Origin of the sequence: Shinella sp. BE166, assembly GCF_051201095.1 — a bacterium.
In the GTDB taxonomy this organism is placed as follows: Bacteria; Pseudomonadota; Alphaproteobacteria; order Rhizobiales; family Rhizobiaceae; genus Shinella; species Shinella lacus.
In genome coordinates this window covers 570,185-595,579 of sequence record NZ_JBPEHL010000001.1, presented here as the reverse complement: position 1 = coordinate 595,579, position 25,395 = coordinate 570,185, and the positions used below count along the sequence as shown (strand labels likewise).

General features: G+C 64.1%; 18 protein-coding genes and 1 pseudogene. 7 read left to right on the top strand and 12 right to left on the bottom strand.

The window, feature by feature from the left end:
* Window positions 1–145: 145 nt before the first annotated feature.
* Window positions 146–1,051, bottom strand: a complete 906-nt coding sequence (locus tag J2Y63_RS02705) for a LysR substrate-binding domain-containing protein (RefSeq protein ID WP_435264803.1) — start codon at window positions 1,049–1,051, stop codon at window positions 146–148.
* A gap of 111 nt (window positions 1,052–1,162) precedes the next feature.
* On the opposite strand from J2Y63_RS02705, the gene J2Y63_RS02700 reads away from it, so the two are divergent.
* A complete protein-coding gene (locus J2Y63_RS02700) occupies window positions 1,163–1,912 on the top strand; it encodes an SDR family oxidoreductase (protein WP_435264802.1) in 750 nt (249 codons plus the stop codon).
* 1 nt (window position 1,913) lies between these two features.
* On the opposite strand, the gene J2Y63_RS02695 is transcribed toward J2Y63_RS02700, so the two are convergent.
* From J2Y63_RS02695 to J2Y63_RS02685, 3 genes and pseudogenes are all read right to left on the bottom strand, one after another.
* Window positions 1,914–3,455, bottom strand: a complete 1,542-nt coding sequence (locus J2Y63_RS02695; protein ID WP_435264801.1) for a SpoVR family protein — start codon at window positions 3,453–3,455, stop codon at window positions 1,914–1,916.
* Window positions 3,456–3,466: 11 nt separating this feature from the next.
* Complete coding sequence (locus J2Y63_RS02690) at window positions 3,467–4,786, bottom strand: DUF444 family protein (RefSeq protein ID WP_435264800.1); 1,320 nt, start codon at window positions 4,784–4,786, stop codon at window positions 3,467–3,469.
* Between the two features lie 36 nt (window positions 4,787–4,822).
* A pseudogene (locus tag J2Y63_RS02685) lies at window positions 4,823–6,772 on the bottom strand (PrkA family serine protein kinase).
* A 495-nt stretch (window positions 6,773–7,267) separates the two neighbouring features.
* Here J2Y63_RS02685 and J2Y63_RS02680 point away from each other — a divergent pair.
* Together J2Y63_RS02680 and J2Y63_RS02675 are read left to right on the top strand one after the other, a co-directional pair.
* Window positions 7,268–9,028 (top strand): peptidoglycan D,D-transpeptidase FtsI family protein, encoded by a 1,761-nt coding sequence (locus tag J2Y63_RS02680; RefSeq protein WP_435264799.1) that lies wholly within the window; start codon window positions 7,268–7,270, stop codon window positions 9,026–9,028.
* 112 nt (window positions 9,029–9,140) lie between these two features.
* Complete coding sequence (locus tag J2Y63_RS02675) at window positions 9,141–9,518, top strand: glyoxalase (RefSeq protein WP_435264798.1); 378 nt, start codon at window positions 9,141–9,143, stop codon at window positions 9,516–9,518.
* Here the strand turns inward: J2Y63_RS02675 and J2Y63_RS02670 are convergent.
* The 4 genes from J2Y63_RS02670 to capB all read right to left on the bottom strand — a co-directional run bounded on the left by J2Y63_RS02670 (window position 9,515) and on the right by capB (window position 16,220).
* Entirely contained in the window at window positions 9,515–10,876 is a 1,362-nt protein-coding gene (locus tag J2Y63_RS02670) for an amidase (protein ID WP_435264797.1), read from the bottom strand. The genes J2Y63_RS02675 and J2Y63_RS02670 overlap by 4 nt on opposite strands.
* A 101-nt stretch (window positions 10,877–10,977) precedes the next feature.
* On the bottom strand, window positions 10,978–12,333 hold the full coding sequence (locus tag J2Y63_RS02665) for a purine-cytosine permease family protein (protein WP_435264796.1): 1,356 nt from the start codon (window positions 12,331–12,333) through the stop codon (window positions 10,978–10,980).
* Window positions 12,334–12,365: 32 nt separating this feature from the next.
* Window positions 12,366–14,447: a caprolactamase subunit alpha gene (gene capA / locus J2Y63_RS02660; RefSeq protein WP_435264795.1), complete on the bottom strand. Its 2,082-nt coding sequence runs from the start codon at window positions 14,445–14,447 to the stop codon at window positions 12,366–12,368.
* Window positions 14,448–14,459: 12 nt separating this feature from the next.
* Window positions 14,460–16,220, bottom strand: coding sequence for a caprolactamase subunit beta (gene capB / locus J2Y63_RS02655; RefSeq protein ID WP_435264794.1), 1,761 nt, complete (start codon window positions 16,218–16,220; stop codon window positions 14,460–14,462).
* 241 nt (window positions 16,221–16,461) lie between these two features.
* Here capB and J2Y63_RS02650 point away from each other — a divergent pair, with 241 nt between their 5' ends.
* On the top strand, window positions 16,462–17,418 hold the full coding sequence (locus J2Y63_RS02650; protein WP_256114712.1) for an AraC family transcriptional regulator: 957 nt from the start codon (window positions 16,462–16,464) through the stop codon (window positions 17,416–17,418).
* A gap of 47 nt (window positions 17,419–17,465) precedes the next feature.
* Here J2Y63_RS02650 and J2Y63_RS02645 read toward each other — a convergent pair whose 3' ends face one another.
* The 3 genes from J2Y63_RS02645 to J2Y63_RS02635 form a co-directional block, all read right to left on the bottom strand.
* Entirely contained in the window at window positions 17,466–18,473 is a 1,008-nt protein-coding gene (locus tag J2Y63_RS02645; RefSeq protein ID WP_435264793.1) for an iron ABC transporter substrate-binding protein, read from the bottom strand.
* A gap of 104 nt (window positions 18,474–18,577) precedes the next feature.
* Window positions 18,578–19,246 (bottom strand): response regulator, encoded by a 669-nt coding sequence (locus J2Y63_RS02640; protein WP_435264792.1) that lies wholly within the window; start codon window positions 19,244–19,246, stop codon window positions 18,578–18,580.
* Window positions 19,227–20,615 carry a sensor histidine kinase gene (locus J2Y63_RS02635; protein ID WP_435264791.1) on the bottom strand — a complete coding sequence of 463 codons (1,389 nt, stop codon included), beginning with the start codon at window positions 20,613–20,615 and terminating at the stop codon, window positions 19,227–19,229. Before J2Y63_RS02635 ends, J2Y63_RS02640 begins: the two co-directional genes overlap by 20 nt.
* A gap of 119 nt (window positions 20,616–20,734) precedes the next feature.
* Between J2Y63_RS02635 and J2Y63_RS02630 the strand changes: the two genes are divergently transcribed.
* Both J2Y63_RS02630 and J2Y63_RS02625 read left to right on the top strand, forming a co-directional pair.
* A complete protein-coding gene (locus J2Y63_RS02630; protein ID WP_435264790.1) occupies window positions 20,735–22,330 on the top strand; it encodes an ABC transporter permease in 1,596 nt (531 codons plus the stop codon).
* The gene (locus J2Y63_RS02625) at window positions 22,327–23,361 is read left to right on the top strand and encodes an ABC transporter ATP-binding protein (protein WP_435264789.1); all 1,035 of its coding nucleotides are present in this window, start codon (window positions 22,327–22,329) and stop codon (window positions 23,359–23,361) included. Before J2Y63_RS02630 ends, J2Y63_RS02625 begins: the two co-directional genes overlap by 4 nt.
* Here J2Y63_RS02625 and J2Y63_RS02620 read toward each other — a convergent pair.
* The gene (locus J2Y63_RS02620) at window positions 23,358–24,242 is read right to left on the bottom strand and encodes a LysR substrate-binding domain-containing protein (RefSeq protein ID WP_435264788.1); all 885 of its coding nucleotides are present in this window, start codon (window positions 24,240–24,242) and stop codon (window positions 23,358–23,360) included. The two genes, J2Y63_RS02625 and J2Y63_RS02620, sit on opposite strands and share 4 nt — an antisense overlap.
* 96 nt (window positions 24,243–24,338) lie before the next feature.
* On the opposite strand from J2Y63_RS02620, the gene J2Y63_RS02615 reads away from it, so the two are divergent.
* A complete protein-coding gene (locus J2Y63_RS02615; protein WP_435264787.1) occupies window positions 24,339–25,361 on the top strand; it encodes an agmatine deiminase family protein in 1,023 nt (340 codons plus the stop codon).
* The last annotated feature ends 34 nt before the right edge of the window (window positions 25,362–25,395 follow it).

Here is a 25,395-nt window from a genome sequence, read left to right as displayed (position 1 = left end):
TGGTCTCCCACCTAGCGGGAAGGCAGTCCGATCGACCGCCGCTTTCAGCCCGTTGGTGAAGCATGACTATCACCAAACCGTCGTTCGCATTAGCCAACCAACAGCGGATCTCGCTTCCGGATTTACCGAACAATCTGGCGACGTGTCAGCCCGCCCCTTCCTCCCAATAGGGCGGATCGCCAAAGGCGGCCTTGAGATGGTCCGCGAGCGCGCGAAGCTTGACCGACGAGCGGCGTCCTTCGGGATGCGCGAGGTAGATGAATTCCGGGCTCGGCCGCACGCCGACATCGATGAGCTTCAGGTTGCCGGCGCGAATATCCGGCCCGGCAATGAACAGCGGCAGCAGCGCAATTCCGAGCCCGGCGACCGCCGCGTCGCGCAGCATGTCGCCATTGTTGACCCGCAAGCCGACCCGCGCGCGGACGATCTCGATGCCGTCAGCCGTCGCGAAGCGCCAGTCCGCCACGCCGCGGTTCGTGTAGAAGACGCCCTTGTGCCCGTCGAGTTCGGCTGTCGTCGCCGGTATGCCATGGCTGGCGAGATAATCGCCGGAGGCGACCAGCACGCGGCGACTTGGCGCGAGCCGCCACACCATCAGGCGGGAATCATCGATCGTCCCGTGGCGCAGCACGCCGTCATAGGCACCCGAAGCGATATCGACCCGGCGGTCGTCGAGATCGAGCGACATTTCGATTTTCGGATTGGCGGCCAGGAATGGAAAGAGCGCCGGCCCGAGATGCAGGCGGCCGAAGGTGACGGGCGCAGAAATCCGCATCGGGCCGGCAAGCGTGCCGCGCCGTTCGGCAAGATCGCTCGCCGCTTCCGACACTTCCCTGAGGATGCGCGTGGCGCGTTCGAAGAAGGCGGCGCCATCCTCCGTTACCGACATCCGCCGCGTGGTGCGGTGGAGCAGCGTTGCGCCAAGGCTACGCTCCAGCTCCGCCAGCCTTTCGCTCACCACCGATTTCGAAAGCCGCAGCGTGCGCGCCGCCTCGCTGATCGAGCCCGCTTCGGCGACCGCCACGAAACTTGTTATGCCGTCGAGTTTCATCGTTCGGTTTTTCCGGAAAATAGATCTGCCTTTGGCATTGTAGTGCGAACGCGCGGCCTGCGCCATATTCGTCTTCAGCAAACAGCAACATTCCTCGAAGGAACAACGATCATGGATAGGCTCAACGGCAAACGCGCCCTCATCACCGGCGGCACCAGTGGCATCGGGCTGGAAACGGCGCGGCAATTCCTGGCGGAAGGCGCGCGCGTCGCCGTCACCGGCACCAATCCGGAAACGCTGGAGGCCGCCCGCAAGGAACTTGGCGACGGCGCGCTGGTGATCCGGGCGGACGCCGCCGATGTCGACGGCCAAAAGCAGGTTGCGGCAACCATCAAGGAGGCCTTCGGCGGCCTCGATATCCTCTTCGTCAATGCCGGCGTCGCGCTGCTGAAGCCCGTCGACGCCTGGGATGAAGCCGCTTTCGACCGCGTCTTCGACATCAATGTCAAAGGCCCGTATTTCCTGGTGCAGGCGCTGCTGCCGATCTTCGCCAACCCGGCGTCGATCGTGCTCAACACCTCGGTCAACGCCCATATCGGCATGCCGAATTCCAGCGTCTACGCCGCCTCGAAGGCCGCGCTGCAATCGTTTATCCGCACGCTGTCAGGCGAGTTGATCGGTCGCGGCATCCGTGTCAACGCCGTCAGCCCCGGCCCGATCTCGACGCCGCTCTACGGCAAGCTCGGCTTCAACGAGGCCGACCTCAAGAACGTTGCCGATAGCATCAAGGGCCTGGTCCCGGCCGGCCGCTTCGGCACGCCTTCGGAGATCGCCAAGGCCGTGGTCTTCCTCGCCTCCGATGAGGCCGCCTACACCATCGGCAGCGAGATCATGATCGACGGCGGCATGGGAACGCTGTGAGTCACGACACCTTCGAGGAGCACTCGTAGACGACCCGGTCGGTCGCATCATCGACGCCGGCGAGGCTGACGTCATAGCCCCAAAGCCGGCGAATATGGGTCAGCGTCGCGTCGCGCCGGCCTTCGTCGAGCAGAATGCCGTTCTTGATGCGGTGGCGCAGGCGAAGCTGCCGGTCGCCGAGCAGGTCGACATCGATGACCTGGATATCCGGGCGGTTCGCGCCGGGATCATAGTTGCGCGCAAGGCCGGCGCGCACGGCGGAATAGCCCCGTTCGTCATGGATGGAGGCGACTTCGCAAAACGTGTCGGCGGAGCGATCGGAAAGCTGGAACAGGCGGAATTTCCGGATCAGCGCCGGGCTCAGATATTGCAGGATGAAGGATTCGTCACGGTGGTTCTCCCACGCATCCTTCAGCGTGCCCATGCAGTCGCCATTGCCGGCGATGTTGGGAAACCAGTCGCGATCCTCCGCCGTCGGCGCCGTGCAGATGCGCTCGATATCCTGCATCATCGCGAAGCCGAGCGCATATGGGTTGATGCCGGAAAAACGGGGATCGTCGAAGTTCGGCTGGAAGACGACATTGGCGTGGCTTGCCAGCAGTTCCAGCATGGCGCCCTCGCTCATCCGGCCCTGATCGAACAGCCGGTTGATGATCGTATAGTGCACATAAGTCGCGCACCCTTCGTTCATCACCTTGGTCTGGCCTTGCGGATAGAAATACTGGGCGATGACGCGAACGATCCGGAGGATCTCCCTTTGCCAGGGTTCCAGGATGATGCTGTGCTTCTCCAGGAAATAGAGCAGGTTCTCTTCGGGAAGGTTCAGCACCTTCTTGCGCTCGCCGGCCTCGCGCTCGGCCTCCTCCACGCCGACGCTGCCGGTGGCCGTCGGCAGCGTGCGCCACAGGTCGCTATAGGTCTGCTCCTCATATTCCAGCCGCTCGCGCGCCCGCTCCCTGACCTTTTCCGATGAAAGCCGCGGCGGACGGCGATAGTGGAAGACGCCCTGGTCCATCAGGGCATGCGCCGAATCGAGGATTTCCTCCACGGCGGCAAGGCCGTGCCGCTCCTCGCATTTGGCGATGTATTTCTTGGCGAAGTCCATATAGCCGAGGATCGCGCCGGCATCCGTCCACTGCCGGAACAGGTAGTTGTTCTTGAAGAAATGGTTGTGGCCGAAAGAGGCATGCGCGGTCACCAGCGCCTGCATCGGCATGGTGTTTTCATCCATCAGATAGGTGATGCAGGGATTGGAATTGATCACCAGTTCATAGGCGAGCCCGCGCCTGCCCTTGCGGTAGAGCTCGTTTTCGAAGACGAAGCGCTTGCCGAACGACCAGTGCTGGTACATCAGCGGCATGCCGACCGAGGAATAGGCGTCGAGCATCTGCTCGGAGGAGATGACCTCGATCTGGTTGGGATAGACGTCGAGCCCCATCTCGCCGATGGCGATTTCCTTGATCGCTTCATAGGCGCGCGAAAGCGTGGTGAAGTTCCATTCGGAACCTTCGAACAGCAGGGTGGAAGCCGGCTCTTTTGCCATCCGTTCCTCCTTCACCGGCGCAGCTGGTCGGGCTGGTTCCGGGCAAAGAGTTTGCGGAAGACCGGATAGATGTCCGAGGGCCGCGCGATGCGCGTCATCTGGAAATTCCGCACCGCGCCGTCGACCGTCCGGTAAGCCCGCCACAGCGACGTGCCGTTGTCCGTCGTGCCAAAGATCTCGCTTTCGCGCTCGTCGATGATTTCGACATAGGCGTAATATTGGCAGAGCTTCATCAGCGTATCGCGCAGCAGCGTGGCACAGCGCTCGGAATCGCCGCTGGCATTGTCGCCGTCGGACGCCTGGGCCGCGTAGATGTTCCAGATATTCGAGGGATAGCGGTCCGTGATGACGCGCACCATCTCCTCCAGCGCGGTGGAAACGACCGTACCGCCGCTCTGCTTGCTGAAGAAGAAGGTTTCCTCGTCGACTTCGCGCGCCTCGTCCGTGTGGCGAATGAACACGATTTCAATGCGCTCGTAGCGGCGCTTGAGAAACAGGTGCAGCAGGACGAAAAAGCGCTTGGCAAGATCCTTCTCGCGCTCGCCCATCGAGGCGGAGACGTCCATCAGGCAGAACATCACAGCACTTGCATTCGGCAGGGGCTGGCGTTCGAACCGGTTGAAGCGCACGTCTACGGGATCGACATAGGCGATCCGCCTGCGCCGCCGTTCCAAAAGGTCAAGGTCCTCGCGGAGCTGTTTCAGCCGCTGGCGCTGCTGGCGGGAAGGCTCGACCTCGGCTTCGAGCGCGGCGATCTCCTCGCCCAGCGCCGCGATCTCCTTCTCGCCCGGCCGCCGCAAAGCGATGCGCCGGGCGAAGCTGTTGCGCATCGTCCGCCCGACATTGATGTTGCTCGGCGTGCCCGATGTGGTGAAACCGACGCGGTGGGACTTGTAGGTGACGGTTTCCTTGAGGTTCAGCTTCACCATGTCGGGAAGCTCCAGATCCTCGAAGAAGAGGTCGAGCACCTCCTCGCGCGACAGCACGAAGAGGAAATCGTCCGCATCCTCGCCGCGCCCACGGCCGCGTCCGCCGCCACCTCCAGCGCCCGCCTCCGGCTTGCGGATGCGGTCTCCCGGCGAGAATACCTCGTTTCCCGGCAGCACATAATTGCGCTCGCCGCTGCCTCCGGAATGCTGGAAGCTCGGCTCGTCCGCGCCGCGTTTGGGAATGGGAACGCCATGAGCAGCGTCGATATCGGCGATCTTCTCCGACTTCACCTTGTCGCGGATCGTGCGCTTCAGCTCGTCGTGCACCCGTTTCAGGAAACGCCGCCTGTTGCCGAGACTCCGGTCCTTCGGGTTAAGCCGGCGATCGATGAAATTCGGCATGCGCCATCCCCTACTCCAGCCCCAAATCCGGTACTCTTAGCCGGCCTTGTTGACGCGCATGTACCAATCGACGAGCCGCCGGACCTGGCGCACGGTATAGCCCCGCTCGGTCATGCGCTGGACGAATTCGGCGTGCTGCTTTTCGGTCGCACCATCCTTCTTCGAACCGAAGCTGATGACCGGCAGGAGGTCTTCGACCTGGCCGAACATACGCTTCTCGATCACCTCGCGAAGCTTCTCGTAGCTGGTCCAGGCGGGGTTGCGCCCACCGTTGCGGGCGCGGGCACGCAGCGTGAATTTCACGACCTCGTTGCGGAAGTCCTTGGGGTTGGCGATGCCGGCGGGTTTTTCGATCTGCGAGAGCTCGCTGTCGAGGATCTCGCGGTTGAGGATCTGGCCCGTATCGGCATCCTTGAAATCCTGGTCTTCGAGCCAGGCATCGGCATAGGAAATATAGCGGTCGAACAGGTTCTGGCCATATTCGCTATAGGATTCGAGATAGGCCTTCTGGATCTCGTGGCCGATGAACTCGGCATAGCGGCTGGCGATTTCGGAGCGGATAAAATCGAGATAGTTCGCCTCGACCTCCTTGGGATATTGCTCGCGCCGGATCGCCTGCTCGAGGATGTACATCAGGTGAACCGAATCGGCCGCGACCTCCTTGGTGTCGTAGTTGAAGGTCTCCGACAGCACCTTGAAGGCGAAGCGCGTGCTGACACCCGTCATGCCCTCGTCGACGCCGGCGGCATCGCGGTATTCCTGCAGGGATTTTGCCTTCGGATCGGTATCCTTCAGGTTTTCCCCGTCATAGACGCGCATCTTCGTATAGGTCGGCGAGTTTTCATGCGGCGTAAGGCGCGTGGCGACGGTGAAGCGGCTGAGATTCTCCAGTACTTCCGGCGCACAGGGGCTGGCGGAAAGCTCGCTCTCGCGCAGCAGCTTTTCATAGATCAGCCGCTCCTCGGTGACGCGTAGGCAATAGGGCACCTTGACGACAAGGATACGGTCGAGAAACGCCTCGTTGTTCTTGTTGTGCTTGAATTGCAGCCATTCGGACTCGTTGGAATGGGCAAGCACGATGCCCTGGAACGGAAAGGCCCCGAAATTCTCCGTGCCGTTGTAGCTGCCTTCCTGCGTGGCGGTGAGCAGCGGATGCAGCACCTTGATCGGCGCCTTGAACATTTCGACGAATTCGAGAAGCCCCTGCGTCGTGCGATTAAGGCCGCCGCTGTAGGAATAGGCGTCGGGATCGGCCTGGCTGTAGTTTTCGAGCTGGCGGATATCCACCTTGCCGACCAGCGTGGAAATGTCCTGATTGTTCTCGTCGCCCGGTTCCGTCTTGGCGATGCCGATCTGGCGCAGCCGCGAGGGCATGAGCTTGACGACGCTGAATTTCGAGATGTCGCCGTTGATCTCGTCGAGCCGCTTCGTCGCCCAGGGCGAAATCAGACCGGTGAGCCGGCGTTGGGCGATGCCGTATTTGTCTTCGAGCAGCTAGCCCATGCGATCGCGGCTGAACAGGCCGAGCGGAGATTCAAAAACCGGGCTGATCTTGCCGTCGATGGCGAGCGTGTAGATCGGCTGCTGCTCCATCAGCTTCTTCAGCCGCTCGGCAAGCGAAGACTTGCCGCCGCCGACCGGGCCGAGCAGATAGAGGATCTGCTTGCGCTCCTCCAACCCCTGCGCCGCATAGCGGAAATAACCGACGATCCTCTCGATCGTGTCCTCCATGCCGTAGAAATCGGCGAAGGACGGATAGATCTTGATGGTGCGGTTGGCAAAGACCCGGCCGAGCCGCTCGTCGGCGCTGGTATCGACCAGCTTCGGTTCACCGATCGCCGCCACCATGCGCTCTGGCGCCGTGGCATACATGCTCTTGTCATCACGGCAGGCTAGGAGATATTCCTGCAGGCTTAGCGCCTCTTGCGCTTCGCTTGCGTAAGTCTCTGAAAAAAGGTCGAAAATATCGCTGCCACTGGTTCGCATAGAACCCTCCTGCGGTCGCCGGGCGATATCGCCGTCGTAGTCGCCCGCCATCTCAGTTATTAAACGGATCAGGAGCGGGTTTTGTTCCCCGGCTCCGGCTGCAACACATGCCGAATCTTAAGCGCAAACAAAGGCGAAACGACGTTCTAACAGGCCACGTTCAATCAATTCCAAGACTGCGCCCATCCAAAGCCATGCAACGAGAGGCGTCGACTCAGTATGATATATTGTTACGGGCAGAACGATAGTAACAGTGATTTGAGTTGCATGATTTTTCCCCCGCTCAGTGTCGCAAGGGACGAGTCGGAAGCCGGGGCCGAAAAGTCCCCGACAGGGCGGCTAACGTATCGTTAAGACGACCGGCACGACTTTAAATGTATATTAATGCAAATTTAATCGAGCACCGCCCTTCACCAACTCTTTCCTTGGTTTCTAGGCCTTGCGCATGCAGGGTCCTGCCATTCGATCGTCGTGGCGCTGGGAAATGGTGTTGGAATGATTTCGTTCGTCATCCGGCTCAAAAGCCGCGCCCATTTCGTTGTCAAGCAGGGCCGCAATGCCGAGCGCGAAGCGTTCATCGGCACCAATGCGCGTCGCCGGAAACAGGCGCGGCTGCGCGTGGCGATCGTGATCGCCGCCTTCTGCGCGATCTATGTGGCGGTCGGCGTGCGCCTCCTCCAATACGGCCTTTCCGAGTCGATCCTGTCCGCATCGATCGGTGGCAATGTCGATGCCGTCGCCTCCCGCCCCAACATCGTCGACCGCAACGGGGAACTGCTGGCGACCGACCTCAACATGGTCTCGCTCTACGCCGATCCGCGCCGCATCATCGATGCCGACGAGGTGGTGGAAAAGCTCGCACTCGTCGTTCCGAACATCGACTGGAGCGACACACATAGGAAGCTGCGCTCCCAGACCGCGTTCCAGTGGCTGCGACGACAACTGACGCCGAAGCAACAGGCGGATATCCTGGCTCTCGGGCTTCCCGGCATCGGTTTCCGGCCGGAAAAGCGGCGGTTTTATCCGGGCGGCGCAACCGCCTCCCATATCGTCGGCCACGTCAATGTCGACAATCAGGGCCTTGCGGGCATGGAGCGCTATCTGGACCAGCAGGGCCTTGCGGACCTGCGCGCGTCCGGCCTCACCGATGATACGCGGCTGGCGCCGGTAACATTGTCGATCGACCTTCGCGCCCAGAACATCGTGCGCGACGTCGTCGCAAGGGCGATGACCGACTACGAAGCCGAGGCCGCGGGCGCGGTGATCCTCGACGTGGAGACGGGCGAAGTGTTGGCGATGGCCTCCGTTCCCGACTACGACCCGAACGAGCCCTCGCGGATGCTGCCGGATGGCACCGTCGACAAGGCCTATGAAAAGGGCTGGTTCAACCGCATCAGCAACGCGACCTTCGAGATGGGCTCGACCTTCAAGAGCTTCACGCTGGCGATGGGACTGGACGAGGGCAAGATCTCGCTCAATTCCGTCGTCGATGCCTCCCGCCCGATCCGCATGGGCGGCTTCACCATCCGCGATTTCAAGGGCAAGAACCGCCCGCTCTCCATCCCCGAAGTGTTCCAGTATTCCTCCAACATCGGAACGGCGGCGGTTGCCGACATGGTTGGCATCGATGGGCACCGGGAGTTCCTCACGCGGCTTGGCCTGCTCTCCAAGCTGGACACGGAAATGCCCGGCGTCGCGACGCCGACCCAGCCGCAGACCTGGAAGAAGATCAACTCCGTCACGATCTCCTTCGGCCACGGCGTCGCCACCACACCCTTGCAGACGGCAGTTGCGGCCGCGGCCCTGATGAACGGCGGCTACCTCCACCAGCCGACCTTCCTCCCCCGCTCCAAGGAAGAGGCGCAGGCGCTCGCCCGCCGCGTCATCAAGGAGAAGACGAGCGCGGAAATGCGCTTCCTCTATGACTGGAACGGGCAGAAGGGCTCCGGCCGGGGGGCGCAGGTGGAGGGTTTCCACGTCGGCGGCAAGACCGGCACGGCCGACAAGGTGATCAACGGCCGATACGCCAAGAACATCAACTTCAACGCCTTCGTCGCCGCCTTCCCGATGGACAAGCCGCGATACATCGTGCTCTCCATCATCGATGCGCCGCGCACGGGTGAGCGCGGCGGGCGAACGGCAGCCTCCACGGCGGCCCCGATGATCCAGGCCATCATCCGCCGTGTCGCGCCGCTATTGGGCGTCAAACCGCGCTTCGGCGAGCCGGAAGCGGAAATGCTGCTGGTCGATTACTGAGCCTATGCGGGGCGAAGCGCCATTCGACGGTGAAACCGAATTCTGATTTCAGATGCCGCCCAATTATAAGAGCGATCCAGAGGCCGTATCTGATTGTCGAAAGGAATCGCCCATGCAGATCGACCACGTCACCATCAGAACCCGCGATATCGCAGGCGCCCGGGCGTTCATGCGCACGGTCTTCGATCTGGAGGAAGGCGAGCGACCGGCGGCGATCCGGCACATTCCGGGCTGCTGGCTCTACAGCGAAGGCAAGCCGATCGTTCACATCATCGGGTCCCGTGGAGCCGGCCAGGATCGCGCGGCAGAAGCCATCGATCATGTCGGCCTGCGTATGACGGACTATGCCGCCTTCCGCGCGAAGCTCGATCGCCTCGGCATCCGCTATTCGCCAATGGATCTCGCCGACATAGCCGAGCGCCGCCTCTTCCTGCAGATGCCCGGCGGCCCTCTGCTGGAAGCCGTCTTTTCCGAGCCCGTGCCCGCCTAGCGCAGCAGGCCTTCCACCGTGGCGGCGGCTGCAAGCACGCGCCCGTCGCTATTCCTCGGCCCCGACAAAAGCAGCCCGACGGGCATGCCGGCAGCACCGGTGCCGCAGGGCAGCGACACGCCGCACCACTCGAGGAAATTGCCGATCAGCGTGTTGCGCAGCGTCTTGCCGTTCACCTGGAAGAACAGGTCCTCGTCGTCCAGCAGCGGCTGGATTTGCGGCGCGACATGGGGGAGCGTCGGGCTGATGAGGATGCTGTCCGGCCCGAGCCGCTCCTCGAAGGACGCGATCAGCCTGTCGCGCGCAGCCAGCGTTTCGAGATAATCGGCAAGCGTGATCTTCTCGCCGAGCAGCGTGCGCTTGACGACGCGGGGGTCCATCTCGGCCGCAGCCGGTCCTTGGATGCGCTCGCGGTGCAGCACGAAGGCTTCCGCCGTTACCAGCGCGCCATGCTTGGCCATCAGGTCGAAGATAGCGGAGAATTCGGGGAAGGCCTCGCGGCGGACACGGGCGCCCGCCTTCGTCAGCCGCGCGACGGCCGCCGCGAAGGCTGCGACGACTTCGGGCTCGGCGCCGTCGAAGAACACCGTCTCGGGAATGACGAAGGAAAGGTCTGCGACGCCGGGGCGTGGCAGCGCGTCGGCGGATGGCAGCCCGCGCATGGCCGTATCGACCCAGATCGCATCCTGCACGGTGCGGCAGAGCGGCCCCAGCGCATCGAGGCTTTTTGCCAGCGGGAACACGCCCTTCATGGAATAGCGCCCGCGCGTCGCCTTGTAGCCGACGATGCCGTTGAAGGCGGCCGGGATGCGCACCGAGCCGCCAGTATCCGTGCCGATGGAAACGGGAACGAGGCCGGCGGCGACCGCAACGCCCGAGCCGGACGAAGAGCCGCCCGGAATGCGATGTTCGCCCGCCGGCGAGGCCGGGTTGCGCGGCGTGCCGTAATGCGGATTGATGCCGAGGCCGGAAAAGGCGAATTCGCTCATGTTCACGCGCCCGACGCTGACCATGCCGGCCCCCGCCAGCGCCTGCACCACGGCGGCATCCTCGCCTGCCGGTTCGCTGCCCTTCAGCACGCGGGAGCCGGCGGTCGTTGCCAAGCCCTGAATGTCGAAAAGGTCCTTCCAGGCGATCGGCACGCCATCCAGCATGCCGAGCGAGCGCCCCTCGCGAATGCGGCGGCGGGAAGCCTCGGCCTCCGCCTTCGCCCGCTCCTTCAGCAGAACCGTGAAGAGTGCGGCATCCGGATAGGCCTCGATGGCGGCCAGCGTCTCTTCTGCAAGGGCGACGGGATCGAGCGTGCCCGCTTGCAGGAGTACGGAAAGCTGAGCGATCGACCGCGGCTCCATCGGCATGTCCTTTTCTGCTTTTGATGGACCGTTTCAACAGGTTCGCGTCGAGAGCGTCAACCATAAAGCATGGAAACCGTGCCTCCGGAGAGGAACGGCCCATATCGTCAGCCAGCCGCGAGGAACCAGGAGCGACGCGCCTGCGTCAGGCCGGCGGCGTAGATGCCGAAGGCGATGACCGCCGTGGCCGGCGCCGAAAGCTCGGCATAGCTGCCGCCCCAGACATGCAGCCAGATGCCGATGGCGGCTGCGATGAACCAGGCACCGATGCCCAGCGGATTGAAGGCCGGCACATGGCTGGAGCGGTATTCGATCGCCTGCCCGACAAGCGCGCTGTAGCGGTCGATCAGGATATGCGCCATCGCCACTGCCACCCAGGCGACGACGAAGATGCCCTGGTACGCGAGCGCCTGAAGCAGGTAGGAAAAGACGTCGGCGAGCATCAGCACATAGACCACGGCGCCGACCGCAATCGCCCAGCCGACGCGGCCGAACGGCAAGCGGCCGAAGAGCTGCACGAGCGCCTCCATGTTGACGGCGGCCAGATAATAGTTCGCGGTGTTGATGCGGGTCTGCGTGACCCAGACGAAGAGCAGGCCCCAGATGCCCATCAGCTTCAGAAGCGCCAGCAGCACGCTGACTTCCGAGAGCGCACCGAGATCCGGCACCGTGCCGATCATGAACATGCCGAAGAGGCCACTTACGAGGAACGCCATGGCATAGAACGGCATGCCGAAATTGAACCACGCATGATAGCCGGCATCCTCCGTGCGCCCGAAGCGGGCATAGTCGAAGGTGAACATCATCAGCACCCAGACGCCCATGTAATAGACGAAGCAGGACCACCAGCCATCGGCCGGCGCGCCCGTCTTGGGGCCGAGGTTCAGCCATTTGTCGCTGTAGCCATATTCGCTGATGGCGAGCGCCACCGCGACGACGAGGCCGAGAATGTAGAACGGCAGCAGCACGCCGTTGAACTTGTCGAGCCAGCTCTGCATGCTGCCGAAGATCAGCGGCACGCTGTAGAGCACGACGACCAGTGCCGCGACCGGATAGGAGATCGACGGCAGGATGGTGTTGATGCCGACCGCGATGACCGAGCCTTCGAACACGGCATAGTAGATCGCCGTGGCGCAGAAGATGAGGGTTGCCAGCCCCGACCCGACATTGCCGAACAGCACGCGTGAGAACAGCGCGACGGAAAGGCCGGTGCGGATGGCGAAGCGGCTGAGCACCGCATTGATGATGCCGTAGACGACGACGGACAGCACGATGCCGATGATGGCATTGCGCGTGCCGAAGTTGAGCGCCATCGCTGCGCCCACCACGATATAGAAGACGGCGCTGCACACCGCCCACCAGGCCATGGTCAGCCCGCCTTTCTGCATGCGGGCGTTGTGTGGCACCGCCACGCCGGAAAAGTCCGAATTGTCGGCTTCGGTCGCCGATACATTGCCTGCCATTGCAATCCCCTCTTTTGTTTCAGGTAGATCCGTCAGTTTGCTCGTGTCAGCAGGTAGCTGCCGCTTTCGTGCAGCACGCTCGTCCAGCCGGGCTCGATGACGATGGTCGTCGTCACCTCCTCGATGATGGCGGGGCCGTGGATGCGGGCGCCCGAGCCAAGCTTCCCGCCGTCATAGATCGGCGTGGAGCTGGCCTTGCCGGACTGGTCGAAGATCGCCTCGCGAAACCCCTTCAGCGCCTGTTCCGCGCCGCCGCCCTCGGCGAGCTTTGGCGGACGGACCTTTTCGATGCGGCCGTAGATGGTGGATTCGAGGTTGACCACTTCGACCGCGCTGTGGCGTTCTGCATAGGTGTAGAGTTCCTCATGCCGGGCGTGGAAAGCGTCCTTCACCTGGTCGATCGTGCTTTCATCGATGGTGAAGGCACCGATATCGACGGTGCATTCGTGCACCTGGCCGACATAACGCATGTCGATCGAGCGCTTGATATCGATGGCGTCCGGTGCAAAACCGTCCGCTTCGAGATGGGCGACACCCTTGGCCTCGATCTCGCGGAACAGGCTGTCAATGCGTTCATAGGCGGCCGCATTGTCGAGCCGCACCGGCGCGGGTGCCATGTAATTGTACTTCACGTCGGAGATGATCTGCCCGAAGGCGCAGAGCCCCGAGGCGAGTTTTGGCAGGATGATGGTGTCGATGCCCATCTCCCGGGCCAGCGCCGTGATATGCGCCGCCGTGGCGCCACCGGCGCCTACCAGCACGAAATCCCGCGGATCGTAGCCGCGCTCGACCGAGACGCGGCGGATGCCGTTGACCATGCTGTTGTTGACGATCGCGAACATGCCATAGGCCGCCTGCTCGACGGAGATGCCGAGCGGCTCCGCCACCCTTGCCACCGCCGTGCGCGCGCTCTCGATATCGAGCGGCAGCTTGCCGCCGAGAAGCCCATCGGGATTGAGGTAGCCGAGCACGAGGTTCGCATCCGACGTGGTCGGCTCCACGCCGCCCTGGCCGTAGCAGGCGGGGCCGGGTTCGGACCCTGCCGATTGCGGGCCGACCTGGAGAAGGCCGAGTGGATCGATCCAGCCGATCGAGCCACCGCCCGCCCCCAGCGTCTCGACCTGAATCATTGGGACGCCAATGCGATAGCGCAGGAAGTCGATGTTCTTGTTGAGGTTGGTCTGGCCGTTGCGGGTCAGCGTGATGTCAAAGGACGTGCCGCCCATGTCGACGGTGATGACGTTCTTCTGGTCGAAGGGCGCACCGGCATAAAGCCCCGCCTGCGGCGCCGATGCCGGTCCGGAATTGATGGCGTAGACGGAGCGATCGGTCATCACCTGGCCAACCGCCAGGCCGCCATTCGACTGGAAATAACGCACCGGCTGCTTGGCGCCGAGCTTGCGGAAATAGGCGTCGACGGCGGCGACGTAGCGGCGCATGACAGGCGCCAGATAGGCGTTGGTCACGGCGGTCGAGGTGCGCGTATATTCGCGGACCTGCGGGTAGAGTTCGCTGCCGACGGTGAGGATCGCATCCGGCATCATCTCGCGCACGATCTCGCCGGCCCTCGCCTCATGCCGCGGATCGAGCACCGACCAGACGAAGGAAATGGCGACGGTCTCGACGCCCTCCTTCAGGAAGAGACGGCAAGCGTCGCGTACATCGTCCTCATGAAGCGGCGTACGCACCGAACCATCGGAAAGGATGCGCTCGCGCACGCCGCGGCGGAGATACCGCGGCACGAGCATGGTCGCCGCCGGATATTCCGGATCGTAGCGGAAACCATCCTCCTTGTGGCCGTTGCGGATCTCGATGGAATCCTCGTGGCCGGCCGTGCAGATCAGCCCCGTCTTGCCGCCGCGATGCGTGATGAGCGCGTTGAGGCCGACGGTGGTGCCATTGATGCAGAGGTCGCAGTTGGCGATGATGTCCTCGATCGGCCGGGCGAGATCGGCGGCGATCAGGCCGAGGCCGTTCTCGATCGCCCGTGTGGGGTCGGACGGCGTGGAGAGCGCCTTGAACAGCTTGACCTCTCCGCTCGCGCGATCAGCGATGACGAAATCGGTGAAGGTGCCGCCGGCGTCGATGCCGAGGCGGTAGGAATGCAGGGTCATGTTTCGTCTTCCTTACGCAGTGGCTCTGAGCCGTTCGGTTTCGGCACGGTCGACCTCAAGGGTCTCCCGGTCCGCGATCGCCACGCCGTAATCGGCGCGCGCACCCGCAATCGAAACGAGGCCGTTCAGCACGTCGGAGACCACTTTCTCCACCGGGCGCTCGAAGGGATTGCCGTAGCCGCCGCCGCCGGGATTGAGGTTGGTGATGGTCTGGCCCGGCTTGATCGTCTCGATGATGTTCTTGCGTTCCACCTGCACCGCGCCGTCGCGGCGCAGCTCGACGCGGCCGACCTTGGTGTCGACCACCGCGGATTTCGCACCGGCAGCGCCCATCGCCGGAATGCGGCGCCCCTCGCCAAAACCGATGCACAGCATGTCGCCGTTGAGCGGCTCCACTTCCCAGGCCGTGCCCGAGCCACCACGGAATTTGCCGGCACCCCCGGAATCGGTCATCAGCGAATAGCGGTGGATGATGATCGGATAGGAATATTCGAGCAGTTCCACATCGCCGGAGGTGAGCGCCCCGAAGCAGCATTCCGGGCCGACCGCATGCCAGCCGTCCTGCTTCGGCGTCGCACCGCCGCCGGAGATGATGGTGGCGAGCACCATGGTCACGAACTCTTCGTTGGTGCGGGCGTCGCGGCCGGCGATGTTGAGGCCGTTGGCATGGCCCCAGGAGGCGGAGACCTTGGAGGGCATGGCCTTTTCGAAGGCGAGGCGCACGGCATCCGTCAGCGTCTCCATCGGCGTCGTCGTGCAGTTCATGTGCGGCGCCGGCTCCTGCGCGTTGCACAGCGTGCCCTTCGGCCCGAAATCGACGCTGACGCAGCGGTAGAGCCCTTCATTGTAGGGCGGCGGCAGGGCGGCAAACATCATCAGGCCGAGATAGACGCCGGAGTGCGAATTGCCCTCGTAGGAATTGATGAAATAGGGGATCTGCGGCGGGCTATCGATGGCGATATGGCAGCTGTCTCCCGTGATCGTGACCGTTGCCTTGATCTCGAAATCACCAAACCCATGACCGGCATCCTCCAGGATGGCCGCCCCCTCATAGGTGCCGTCCGGCACGGTGGCGATCAGCGTGCGCATGTGCCGGTCGGCCATGTCGAGCAGCGTGTCGACGCAGGTATCCACCTGCTCCTTGCCATATTTGTCGAGCATGGCGATGAGGTTGCGCTCGCCGACCTGGCAGGCGCCGATGAGGGCGCGGAAGTCGCCCTCCTGGTCGCGCCGTGCCCGCATGTTGGTGAAGATCATGTTGAGCACGTCGTTGCGCGGCTTGCCGCGATCCCAGATCTTGACCGGCGGAATGCGCAGGCACTCGGCGTAGATCTCGGTCGCATTGGGATTGTAGCCAGCCGGTACCGGGCCTCCGATATCGGTGAGGTGACCCTTGCAGACGGTCCAGTACACCAGTTCGCCCTTGTAGAAGACCGGCTTGTACATGCAGGTATCGATGGCGTGGCTGCCGCCGAAGGCCGGGTCGTTGTGGAGGATCAGGTCGCCCTCGTGGATATCGTCGCCGAAGAAGCCAGCGACAGCCTTCATGGCGGGAATGAGCGAGCCGAGATGGATAGGAATGTCCTGGCCCTGCAGGATCATTTCCGGCCGCGCATTGAACAGCGCGGTCGAATAGTCGTGCGCCAGGTTGAAGACCGACGAGCGCGCGGTCTTTTCGAGTGCGAGCGTCATCTCTCGCTGGGTCGTCTCGAGCATGCCGCGCACGACCGAGAGCGTGATCGGGTCTACTTTCGAAGTCTGGGTATGAAGCATCGTGCTCACGCTGGTTGAGGGCGAGAACCGACGGTCTGGAAACCGCGTGGATTGGTCGAAATGTTTGTTCCCGGAGCCGCCGGTATCTGTCGCACCGTTGAAGCTGGCCCAATCTAGGCAGAGTTTTCCGCAGCGGTCTTTGCAGCGCGGGAACAACAAATTGCGTCAGAACGCACAGTCTGCCATTTTCATTGCCGGGCAGCGGCCATGTGCATACCTTTGTTGCAAGAGGGGAAGCCGCATGAAGACGAGCATCACCACAAGCGCGACACGCGCACCGGACCGCAGCCGCCACTGGCACGAGGCCATCGCCTCGGCCTATTTTCCGCTCGACCTTCGTTTTCGCGATGCCGACGGGTTTTCCGGCGACCTGACGACCTGGGATTTCGGCGACGTGTCGATCTCGCGCCTCACCTGCGACGCGCTGCAATATCTGCGCCTGCCGCATCATTTCCGCGCCGCGCGCGAGGAGGAATTCCTCGTCACCGTGCCGGCGAAGGCGGAAGTGTTCTTTTCCCAGGGCGGTCGGGATGTCAAATGCCGGCCGGGCGGGTTCTTCCTGGAGCGCAGCAGCGAGCCCTATCAGTTCAGCCATGCGGAAGCCGCAGACATGTGGGTGCTGAAAGTGGAGGCCGATGCGCTTGGCGGGCGTATGCGCGCGCCCGACCGCTTCTGCACCCTTCAGTTCGAGGCGAACAACGGCGCCGGCGGCCTCTTCACCGACATGCTGCATCTCCTGCCCGCCCGTTTCGACGGCATGACGCAGGAGGCGCGGGCGACGGTCGGCCGCCAGCTCGTCGACCTGCTCGTGCTGGCGATCAAGGCCGACGACCGGGTGCTCGCCTCGGGCAACTCGACCGTGCGCACCGCCCACCTCGCCCGCATCGAGGCCTATATCCGCGCCAATCTCCAGGATTTCCGCCTCGACCCGGACCGGATCGCGCGCGCCTGCGGCATCTCCACCCGCTACCTTCACGAGCTGTTCCGCGACACCAACGAGACGGTGCGAAGCTGGATTCGCGACCAGAGGCTCGCCGCCTGCCGGGAGGCGCTCGAAGACCCGGACAATGTCCAGACCGCCGCCGAGATCGCCTATCGCTGGGGTTTCGGCGACCAGACCCAGTTCTCCCGCGTCTTCAAGGCACAGTTCGGCGTGCCGCCGGGAGAGTTTCGGGCCGAATGCCAGAAACGACGCTGAAAAGGGCGAAGCTCTCCGCCCTTCCCATTAGTTGCGGCGCTTATGTTTTAGAGCAGGCCGGCGGCCGTCATCAGTTCCACGACCTTCTTGCTGTCGAGCGTGGAGGCTTCGACCTTCGGTGCGTCCAGGTCCTTCAGCGGCACGAGCTTGGGATTGGCATCGCCGGCGATCGCATATTCGAAGGAATCGCCGTCGCGCAGGATCGACTGGCCGCCCTTGCCGGTGACCCATTTCAGGAAGGCCTGGGCTTCCTTCTGGTGCTTGCTGGTCTTCAGGATGCCGCCACCGGAAATGCTGACGAAGGCGCCCGGATCCTGATTCTTGAAATAGTGCAGGACCACCTTGTTGCTGTTTTCGCCGGTCTTCGCCTGATCGCCGAACCAGTAGTAGTGGTAGATCACCGCGCCTTCGATTTCGCCGGCATTGACCGCCTTCATGGCGGTGCTGTTGCCCTTGAAGGGGGTGGCGTTTTCCTTCATGGCCGTCAGCCAGGAAGCCGTCGCCTCCTCGCCCTTCAACTGCAGCAGCGCGCCGACGATCGCCTGGAAATCAGCGCCGGCGGGCGATGCGCCCCAGCGGCCCTTCCAGGCCGGATCGGCGAGGTCGAGCATGGATTTCGGCAGCTTGTCCTCGGTGAGCTTCGTCTTGTCATAGGCGAAGACCGTCGAGCGCGCGGCAATGCCCGTCCACATGCCGTCGGCCGGGCGGTATTCCGCGGGAACCTGGTCGAGCGTCTCCTTATCGACCGGCGCGAAACGCCCTTCCTGGTCGAGCAGCGCCATGGCCGGCGAGTTTTCCGTGAGAAACACATCGGCCGGCGTCAGGTCGCCTTCCTGGAGGATCAGGTTGGCGAACTCCATGTCGCTGCCCTTACGCACGACGACCTTGATGCCCGTCTCTTTCGTGAAAGCCTCGATCCAGGCCTTTCCGAGCCCTTCGTGCTGGGCATTGTAGACGACGAGCTCCTGAAACTCCTCGGCGCGGGCACTGGAGCCCAGCGCGGTGGCCGCAAGAAGCGACAGTGCTGCGAATGTTATCCGGATCGACTTCGTCATGTTGTTCTCCTTCGATGTGAAATTCATCGGCAGCCGCAGAAAACTGGGCAAACACACTCCACTTATAACTCCGCTGCCGGCCGGTGCCATGCGGACTTAAGTCCCTATGGCCCGTTGCGGGCATTGCGCAGGAACATCGCGGCCTCGGTGCGGTTGCGCGCCCGCAGCTTTTGCAGGATGCGCGTCATGTTGTGTTTGACGGTCTTTTCCTGAAGATTCAGGTGGCGGGCGATTTCCTTGTTGCTGTTTCCGGCCGCGACGAGGCTCAGCACCTGCTCCTCGCGCGGCGTGAGGCTGGCGAGCGTCGTCGAGAGATCGCCATCGGCCAGCGCCGGCCTCTCGGAGGGCACCTTCATCTCGACGAGGATGCGCGCGGCAAGGCCGGAGGACACATAACTTTCGCCGGCGACGACGCGCCTGACGATATCGACGAGGGTCGGCGCATCGACTCCCTTCAGCACATAGCCGCGCGCGCCGATCTTGATGGCGGCGAGCAGATCGTCGCGCTCTTCGGACGCCGTCAGCACGATCACGGCGGCGGAAGGATCGCCTTGCAGGATGGAGGAGAGCGCCAGATGGCCGCCGCCGGGCATCGACAGGTCGACGAGGATCGCGTCCGGCTTCTTCTCGCTGTAGAGCGCAACGGCATCCTCGGCACTGGCGCCCTCGCCGACCACGACGATATCGGCCTCGTCCTCCAGGCTTCTCACAAGCCCGTTGCGATAGATCGGATGGTCGTCGGCGATCGCTATTCTAAGCATGGTCGGTGTCATGGGCTGGAATTTTCATGCGCACTATGGTTCCGGCGCTGCCCGATTGGATTTCGAGCTGGCCGCCGAGACCGCTGATCCTCTCTTCAAGGCCGGTCAGGCCAAGTCCCCGGTCGTCGACGCGCCGGACGAAGCCGATCCCGTCATCCTCCACGCATATCTCGACCATGCCGCCCTCTTCCGCCACGCCCACCGAGACGCGGCTTGCCTTGGCATGGCGCGCCGCATTGCTCAAGGTCTCTTGAATGAAGCGGTAGATGCAGATTTTGGCCGCCTGCGACGCGACATGCACCGGCGCGATACGCGCTAGTACCGTGCCGCGGGAGTGGGTTTCGTGCTCCCGGATCGCACGAAGGGCGACGTCGTCGCCGCTCAGCATCTCCAGTTCGGGCAGCGTCAGGCCGCGGCAAATATTGCGGATATCCTCGATTGCGGCGTTGATGGATTGCTGGACGCGCAAGGCATCGTCATCGCGTGCTCGTCCGGTGCTGATCGCTTCGAGCCGAAGCGCCGCGAAGCCGAGCAACTGCGTCGGGCCGTCATGCAGCTCGGCCGAAATCCGCCGCAGATATTGTTCGTTCAGGGCGGCGGCGCGCTGGTTGGCCCTGTCCGCCCGCAAGCGCAGCGAGCGGTTGACGGCGAGCATGCGCGACAGTTCCACGACCTGCTCGTCGAGCGAGCGCCGCTGCGTCTTGATCCGGTGGTTGCCACGCGCGACGATGCCGAAGAGCAGGACCAACATGCCGGCAGTCACGGCCGCGACGACAAGCCAGCTCTGCATGCGCACCGTGTTGAGATCGGCCCGCAGCTCGTCAGCCTCCTCATAAAATTCCGCGACGGCGACGACCTCGCCGGACCAGGCCTCGCGTATGGGGCTGTAGATTTCCAGCATCGCAATCCGGCTCTCCCGCTCGATGCGGTTTTCGTCGGAATGCAGGTGGTCGAATTCGGCATGCACGGTTCCCGCCGAAGCGGAGGCGAGCTTCGCCGACACTTTGAAACGCTTTCCGATCAGGCTTGGTGAGCTGGCGAAGATGATGGTGCCGTCTGTCCGCCAGAGCTTGAAGGAGAACAGCCGTGTGCTGAGCGCGCCCTGTTGCAAAGTCTCCGTCAGCGCCTTTCGCGCACCCTCGCTCAGCGTTTCGGCTGACGTCAGCTCCGAGGTCAGCGGTGCTATGATGCTGTCGACGTAGAGCGCCGTCGCTGAACCGGCATTGCGCACCGCCTCCCGCTCGATCCGGCTCGTCACCCAGAGGCCGATGAGCACCATGCCGACGACCAGCACGGCCGCACCGGCGACGGCGAACTGCCAGGCGAGGCTGAGGCGCGAAAACAGCGGGCCTTCGATTCTATCGGGGTGGAACAGGGTCATCCCCTGACGATAGAGTTTTGCCCCCCGGCCCTCAATTGCAAACCATTGCCTTTTTCTCAAGAAATCCTTACGGCAGGGTCAGGTGACCGTTCCAGCGGCCGTCTGACCTTTCTCATGGCATGAAGGCATGGGCCTTGTTGCAGGATAGTACAGCAGAAGCATTCAACGGGGCCTGGCCGGCGCGAAAGCGGGCGACCGCCTTGCTTCCGCGTGTGCCGGTGGTCGCCCTTGCCACGCTCGTCGCGCTGTTCAGCCTGGTGCCGCTCGGCTTCATCGCCTGGGTGACCTACGATGTCGGCTGGGAAACGGTGAAGACCCTGGTTTTCCGCCCGCGCATCGGCGAGCTGATTCTGAGCACGGTCTATCTTGAAGTCATCACCATTCCGCTGTCGATCGCGCTCGCGGTCGGGCTCGCCTGGCTGACGGAGCGCACCGACATTCCCGGTGCGCGGCTCTGGGCCTGGCTGGCGATTACGCCTTTGGCGGTGCCGGCCTTCGTGCACAGCTATGCCTGGGTCAGCCTCGTGCCGAGCATGCGCGGGCTTTCGGGCGGCGTCTTCGTTGCCGTTCTCGCCTATTACCCTTTTCTCTACCTGCCGGTGGCGGCAGCGCTCCGGCGGCTCGATCCGGCGGTGGAGGACGCCGCCGCCTCGCTCGGCCTTGCGCCCGTCGCGGTGTTCTTCCGCGTGGTGCTGCCGCAGCTACGCCTCGCCATCTGCGGCGGCTCGCTGTTGATCGGCCTGCACCTGCTGTCCGAATACGGCCTGTTCGCGATGATCCGCTTCGACACGCTGGCCACCGCGATCGTCGACCAGTTCCAGTCCTCCTACAACAGCCCCGCCGCCAACATGATCGGCGGCGTGCTGGTTACCTGCTGCCTGTTCCTGCTGGCGCTGGAAGTGCTGGTACGCGGCAACGAGCGTTATGCACGTGTCGGTGCCGGCGCCGCACGGCCGGTCGACCGGCGCCGGCTCGGGCGCCTTGCGCTGCCCGCCCTTCTTGTGCCGGCGGGGCTTGCCCTCCTCACCCTCGGCGTGCCGCTGCTCACACTCGGCCGCTGGCTGTGGATCGGCGGCCTCGATATCTGGAACAACGAGGTGACGGGTGCGGTCGCACAGACCATCGTGCTGGCGCTTGCCGGCGGCATCCTCGCGACCATCGCCGCCGTGCCGATGGCCTGGCTGTCGGTGCGCGCGCCCGGCCGGCTGCAACGGCTGCTCGAAGCCTGCCATTATTATGTCGGTTCGCTGCCGGGCGTGGTGGTGGCGCTGGCGCTGGTGTCGATCACCGTGCGTTTCCTGCTGCCTCTCTACCAGACCTTTGCCATGCTGCTCGCCGGCTACGTGCTGATGTTCCTGCCGCGTGCGATGGTGGGACTTCGCGCCAGCATCGCGCAGGCGCCGGTGGAACTGGAGCGCGCGGCGATGGCGCTCGGGCGCACGCCCGGCCAGGCGCTGCGCCAGATCACCCTGCGCCTCGCCGCCCCCGGTGCCGCCGCCGGCGTCGCGCTTGTCGCGCTCGGCATCACCAATGAGCTGACCGCCACCCTGATGCTGGCACCGAACGGTGTCGAGACGCTCGCCACCCGCTTCTGGTCGCTCACAAGCGAGATCGACTATGTCGCCGCAGCACCTTATGCGGTGATGATGGTGGTCCTGTCGCTGCCGCTCACCCTTCTTCTCCATGCCCAATCGAAACGGACGGCCGGACAATGACGCTGCTTGACCTCGAAACCGTCAGCAAGCGCTATGGTCCCGTGCGAGCGCTCGATACCGTCAGCCTTTCCGTCGCACCCGGCAGCCGCACGGCGGTGGTCGGACCGTCCGGATCGGGCAAGACGACGCTGCTGCGCATCATCGCCGGTTTCGAATTTCCCGATACGGGCCGGCTCAGCCTCGACGGCGCGCTGCTTGCCGACGGACCGGCGGGCGTGCCGGCGCACAAACGCGGCATCGGCATCGTCTCGCAGGACGGCGCGCTGTTTCCGCATCTGAGCGTCGCCGACAACATCGCCTTCGGCTTCGAGCGCGGTGCCCCGGACCGGGCAAGCCGCATCGCCGAACTGATGGAAATGGTGGAACTCGACGGCACCATGGCGATGCGACGGCCGCACCAGCTTTCCGGCGGCCAGCAGCAGCGCGTGGCGCTGGCCCGCGCGCTCGGCCGCCGCCCGCGCCTGATGCTGCTCGACGAGCCCTTTTCCGCCCTCGATACGGGCCTGCGTGAAAACATGCGCAAGGCGGTCGCGCGCGTGCTGCAAAATGCCGGCATCACCGCAATCCTCGTCACCCATGACCAAGCGGAGGCGCTCTCCTTCGCCGACCAGGTGGCGGTGCTGCGCGAGGGGCGGCTGGTTCAGGCGGGCTCGCCGCAAATGCTCTACCAGCATCCGCGCGATCGGGAGACGGCGCTGTTTCTCGGCGATGCTGTGCTGTTGCCGGCGATCGTGCGCAACGGTTTCGCCGACTGCGCGCTCGGGCGGGTGGCGGTCGAAAGCGACCATGCGGGCAAGGCGGAAATCATGCTGAGGCCGGAGCAGATCCGCGTCGTCGTCGATGCAGCCGCACCGCAGAATGGCGGGCGCGTGGTGGATGTGCAGTTCGGCGGCGCCATCTGCACGGTAGCCGTGGCGCTGGCGGACGTCGCCCTGCCGCCGATCCTGATCAAGACCTCCAGCGTCGCGCTGCCCGCAGCCGGCAATCTCGTGCGCCTCGACGTCACCGGCAAGGCCCACGTCTTCGGCTAAGCGGCCTCGGCCAGCCCTTCGAGCCAGCGCCAGGTGTCCCGCACATCGGCGTCCCTGAGCCGTCCTTCGCTGGAAAGCGCATACCAGGCGCGCGGCGAGCCGATGGCGGCCGCGAAGGGCTGAACCAGCGTGCCGGCGGCAATCGCCGCTTCGGCCAGTAACGCGCTGGCAAGCGCCACACCCTGGCCAAGCTCTGCCGCCGCCAAGGCGATATCGCTGTCGCTGAAATTGGCACCCTTCCAGACCGCGGCCGTCTCGATGTCCATATGCCCCAGCCAATCGGCCCAGCCGACAGGGCCTTCGTCATGGATCAGCGGCGCCCGCAGCAGGTCGGCGGGCTCGTTCAGCGTGGCCGCGAGCGCCGGTGCTGCGACCGGCGAAACGCGATCGCGGGCGATCAGCAGGCTTTCGCAGCCGGGCGGCGGTTCGTGCGCGTGCATGATGGCGATGTCCACCTCCATCGTCTCGAAATCGACCGGAACCCCGCTGGTATCGAGCCAGGGCTCACAGGCGGGGGCCGCGGCCTTCAGCGCCGGCAGGCGCGGCAGGAGCCAGCGCCGCGAAAAATCCCGCGGCGCATAGATCACGACGCTGCCGGGCTTGCGATAGGGCTCGAGGCGCCGATAGCCCTCCTCCATCAGTTCCAGGCAGCGGCGCACCGTGCGGTGATAGTCGCGCCCGGCATCCGTGAGGCGCACCTCCCGGCCGATACGCAGGAACAGCGGCTGCCCGATCTGGCCTTCGAGGAGGCGCATCTGATGGCTGATGGCGGACTGCGTGAGGCCGACCTCTTCCGCCGCACGGCTGAAACTTTCAAGCCGCGCCGCCGCCTCGAAACCCTTCAGGAACTGGGTTGGCGGAATATGGCGGAATTTCAACATTCATGAATTCCATTCATTATCAGCAAGAATGCTTCTCGTTTGTATCGGGCCTCTCTCGCCCCGATAATGAGCGCCATAGATGAATAGGAGTCAATCATGGATACGAAAGCATGGCCGGACACGGCGGTGAAACTGCGCCGGCCGGGTGAGTTCGAGCCCCATGCCAAGACCTGGATGGCCTGGCCGCACCGGCAGGATCTCTATGGCGATCGCCTGCCGGCAATGCAGCAGGCCTATGCCGATGTCGCCCGCGCCATTGCGGATTTCGAGCCCGTCAGCATGGTGGCCCACCCCGATCATGCCGATGGTGCCCGCGCCCATCTCGGCAATGGCATCGACGTCGTCGCCCTGCCGATCGACGATTGCTGGATCCGCGATTCCGGCCCGACCTTCCTCAAGCGCAGCGATGGCGGCCTCGCCGGCGTGTCCTGGCGCTTCAACGCCTGGGGCCGCAAACACGAGCCCTTCGACGCCGACGATGCACTGGCCGGCAATTTGCTGGCGCATGAAGGCGCGGAAATCCTGCGCTCTTTCCTGTTTTGCGAAGGCGGCTCGCTTGCCTGCGACGGCGACGGCACGCTGATTGCGACCGAAACGAGCCTGCTGCATCCCAACCGCAATCCCGGCCTCTCAAAAGCCTGGGTGGAACAGGAACTGCTGCGTATGCTCGGCCTGGAAAAGGTCGTCTGGCTGCCGGGCGATCCGCTCGACCTGGAGACGGACGGCCATGTCGACGGCATGTGCTGTTTCGTGAAACCCGGCGTCGTGATGTTCGAATACAATCCCGACCCGGCCGACCTGCACGGCCGCATCCTTGTCGACAACCTCGCCGCCCTCAACAGCCAGACGGACGCGCGCGGCCGCCGCTTCGAGGTGATCCCCATTCCCGAGGCCTATGATGTGGAGGCGACCAGCGAGGTTTTTGCCCGCTCCTACATCAACTTCGCGCTGACCAATGGCGGCGTCGTGATGCCGACCTTCGGCCGCCCCTCCGGCGAGGAAGCCAAGGCGGCCGTGGCCCGCGCCTTTCCGGAGCGGCGCATCGTGACCGTCGATGTCGGGGCCGTCGTGCCTGCCGGCGGGGCGATCCATTGCATCACACAGGAGCAGCCGTTGTGACCGCGGCATTGACCCGGCGTCACTTCGTGCTCGC

Coding starts and splice junctions, on each gene's coding strand:
- J2Y63_RS02665 (WP_435264796.1), bottom strand. CDS start 12,333: ATGGCAGGCAATGTATCGGCGACCGAAGCCGACAATTCGGACTTTTCC.
- J2Y63_RS02615 (WP_435264787.1), top strand. CDS start 24,339: ATGGATACGAAAGCATGGCCGGACACGGCGGTGAAACTGCGCCGGCCG.
- J2Y63_RS02650 (WP_256114712.1), top strand. CDS start 16,462: ATGAAGACGAGCATCACCACAAGCGCGACACGCGCACCGGACCGCAGC.
- J2Y63_RS02625 (WP_435264789.1), top strand. CDS start 22,327: ATGACGCTGCTTGACCTCGAAACCGTCAGCAAGCGCTATGGTCCCGTG.
- J2Y63_RS02630 (WP_435264790.1), top strand. CDS start 20,735: ATGAAGGCATGGGCCTTGTTGCAGGATAGTACAGCAGAAGCATTCAAC.
- J2Y63_RS02620 (WP_435264788.1), bottom strand. CDS start 24,242: ATGTTGAAATTCCGCCATATTCCGCCAACCCAGTTCCTGAAGGGTTTC.
- capB (WP_435264794.1), bottom strand. CDS start 16,220: ATGCTTCATACCCAGACTTCGAAAGTAGACCCGATCACGCTCTCGGTC.
- J2Y63_RS02645 (WP_435264793.1), bottom strand. CDS start 18,473: ATGACGAAGTCGATCCGGATAACATTCGCAGCACTGTCGCTTCTTGCG.
- J2Y63_RS02675 (WP_435264798.1), top strand. CDS start 9,141: ATGCAGATCGACCACGTCACCATCAGAACCCGCGATATCGCAGGCGCC.
- J2Y63_RS02680 (WP_435264799.1), top strand. CDS start 7,268: ATGATTTCGTTCGTCATCCGGCTCAAAAGCCGCGCCCATTTCGTTGTC.
- J2Y63_RS02640 (WP_435264792.1), bottom strand. CDS start 19,246: ATGACACCGACCATGCTTAGAATAGCGATCGCCGACGACCATCCGATC.
- J2Y63_RS02690 (WP_435264800.1), bottom strand. CDS start 4,786: ATGCCGAATTTCATCGATCGCCGGCTTAACCCGAAGGACCGGAGTCTC.
- J2Y63_RS02700 (WP_435264802.1), top strand. CDS start 1,163: ATGGATAGGCTCAACGGCAAACGCGCCCTCATCACCGGCGGCACCAGT.
- J2Y63_RS02670 (WP_435264797.1), bottom strand. CDS start 10,876: ATGCCGATGGAGCCGCGGTCGATCGCTCAGCTTTCCGTACTCCTGCAA.
- capA (WP_435264795.1), bottom strand. CDS start 14,447: ATGACCCTGCATTCCTACCGCCTCGGCATCGACGCCGGCGGCACCTTC.
- J2Y63_RS02705 (WP_435264803.1), bottom strand. CDS start 1,051: ATGAAACTCGACGGCATAACAAGTTTCGTGGCGGTCGCCGAAGCGGGC.
- J2Y63_RS02695 (WP_435264801.1), bottom strand. CDS start 3,455: ATGGCAAAAGAGCCGGCTTCCACCCTGCTGTTCGAAGGTTCCGAATGG.
- J2Y63_RS02635 (WP_435264791.1), bottom strand. CDS start 20,615: ATGACCCTGTTCCACCCCGATAGAATCGAAGGCCCGCTGTTTTCGCGC.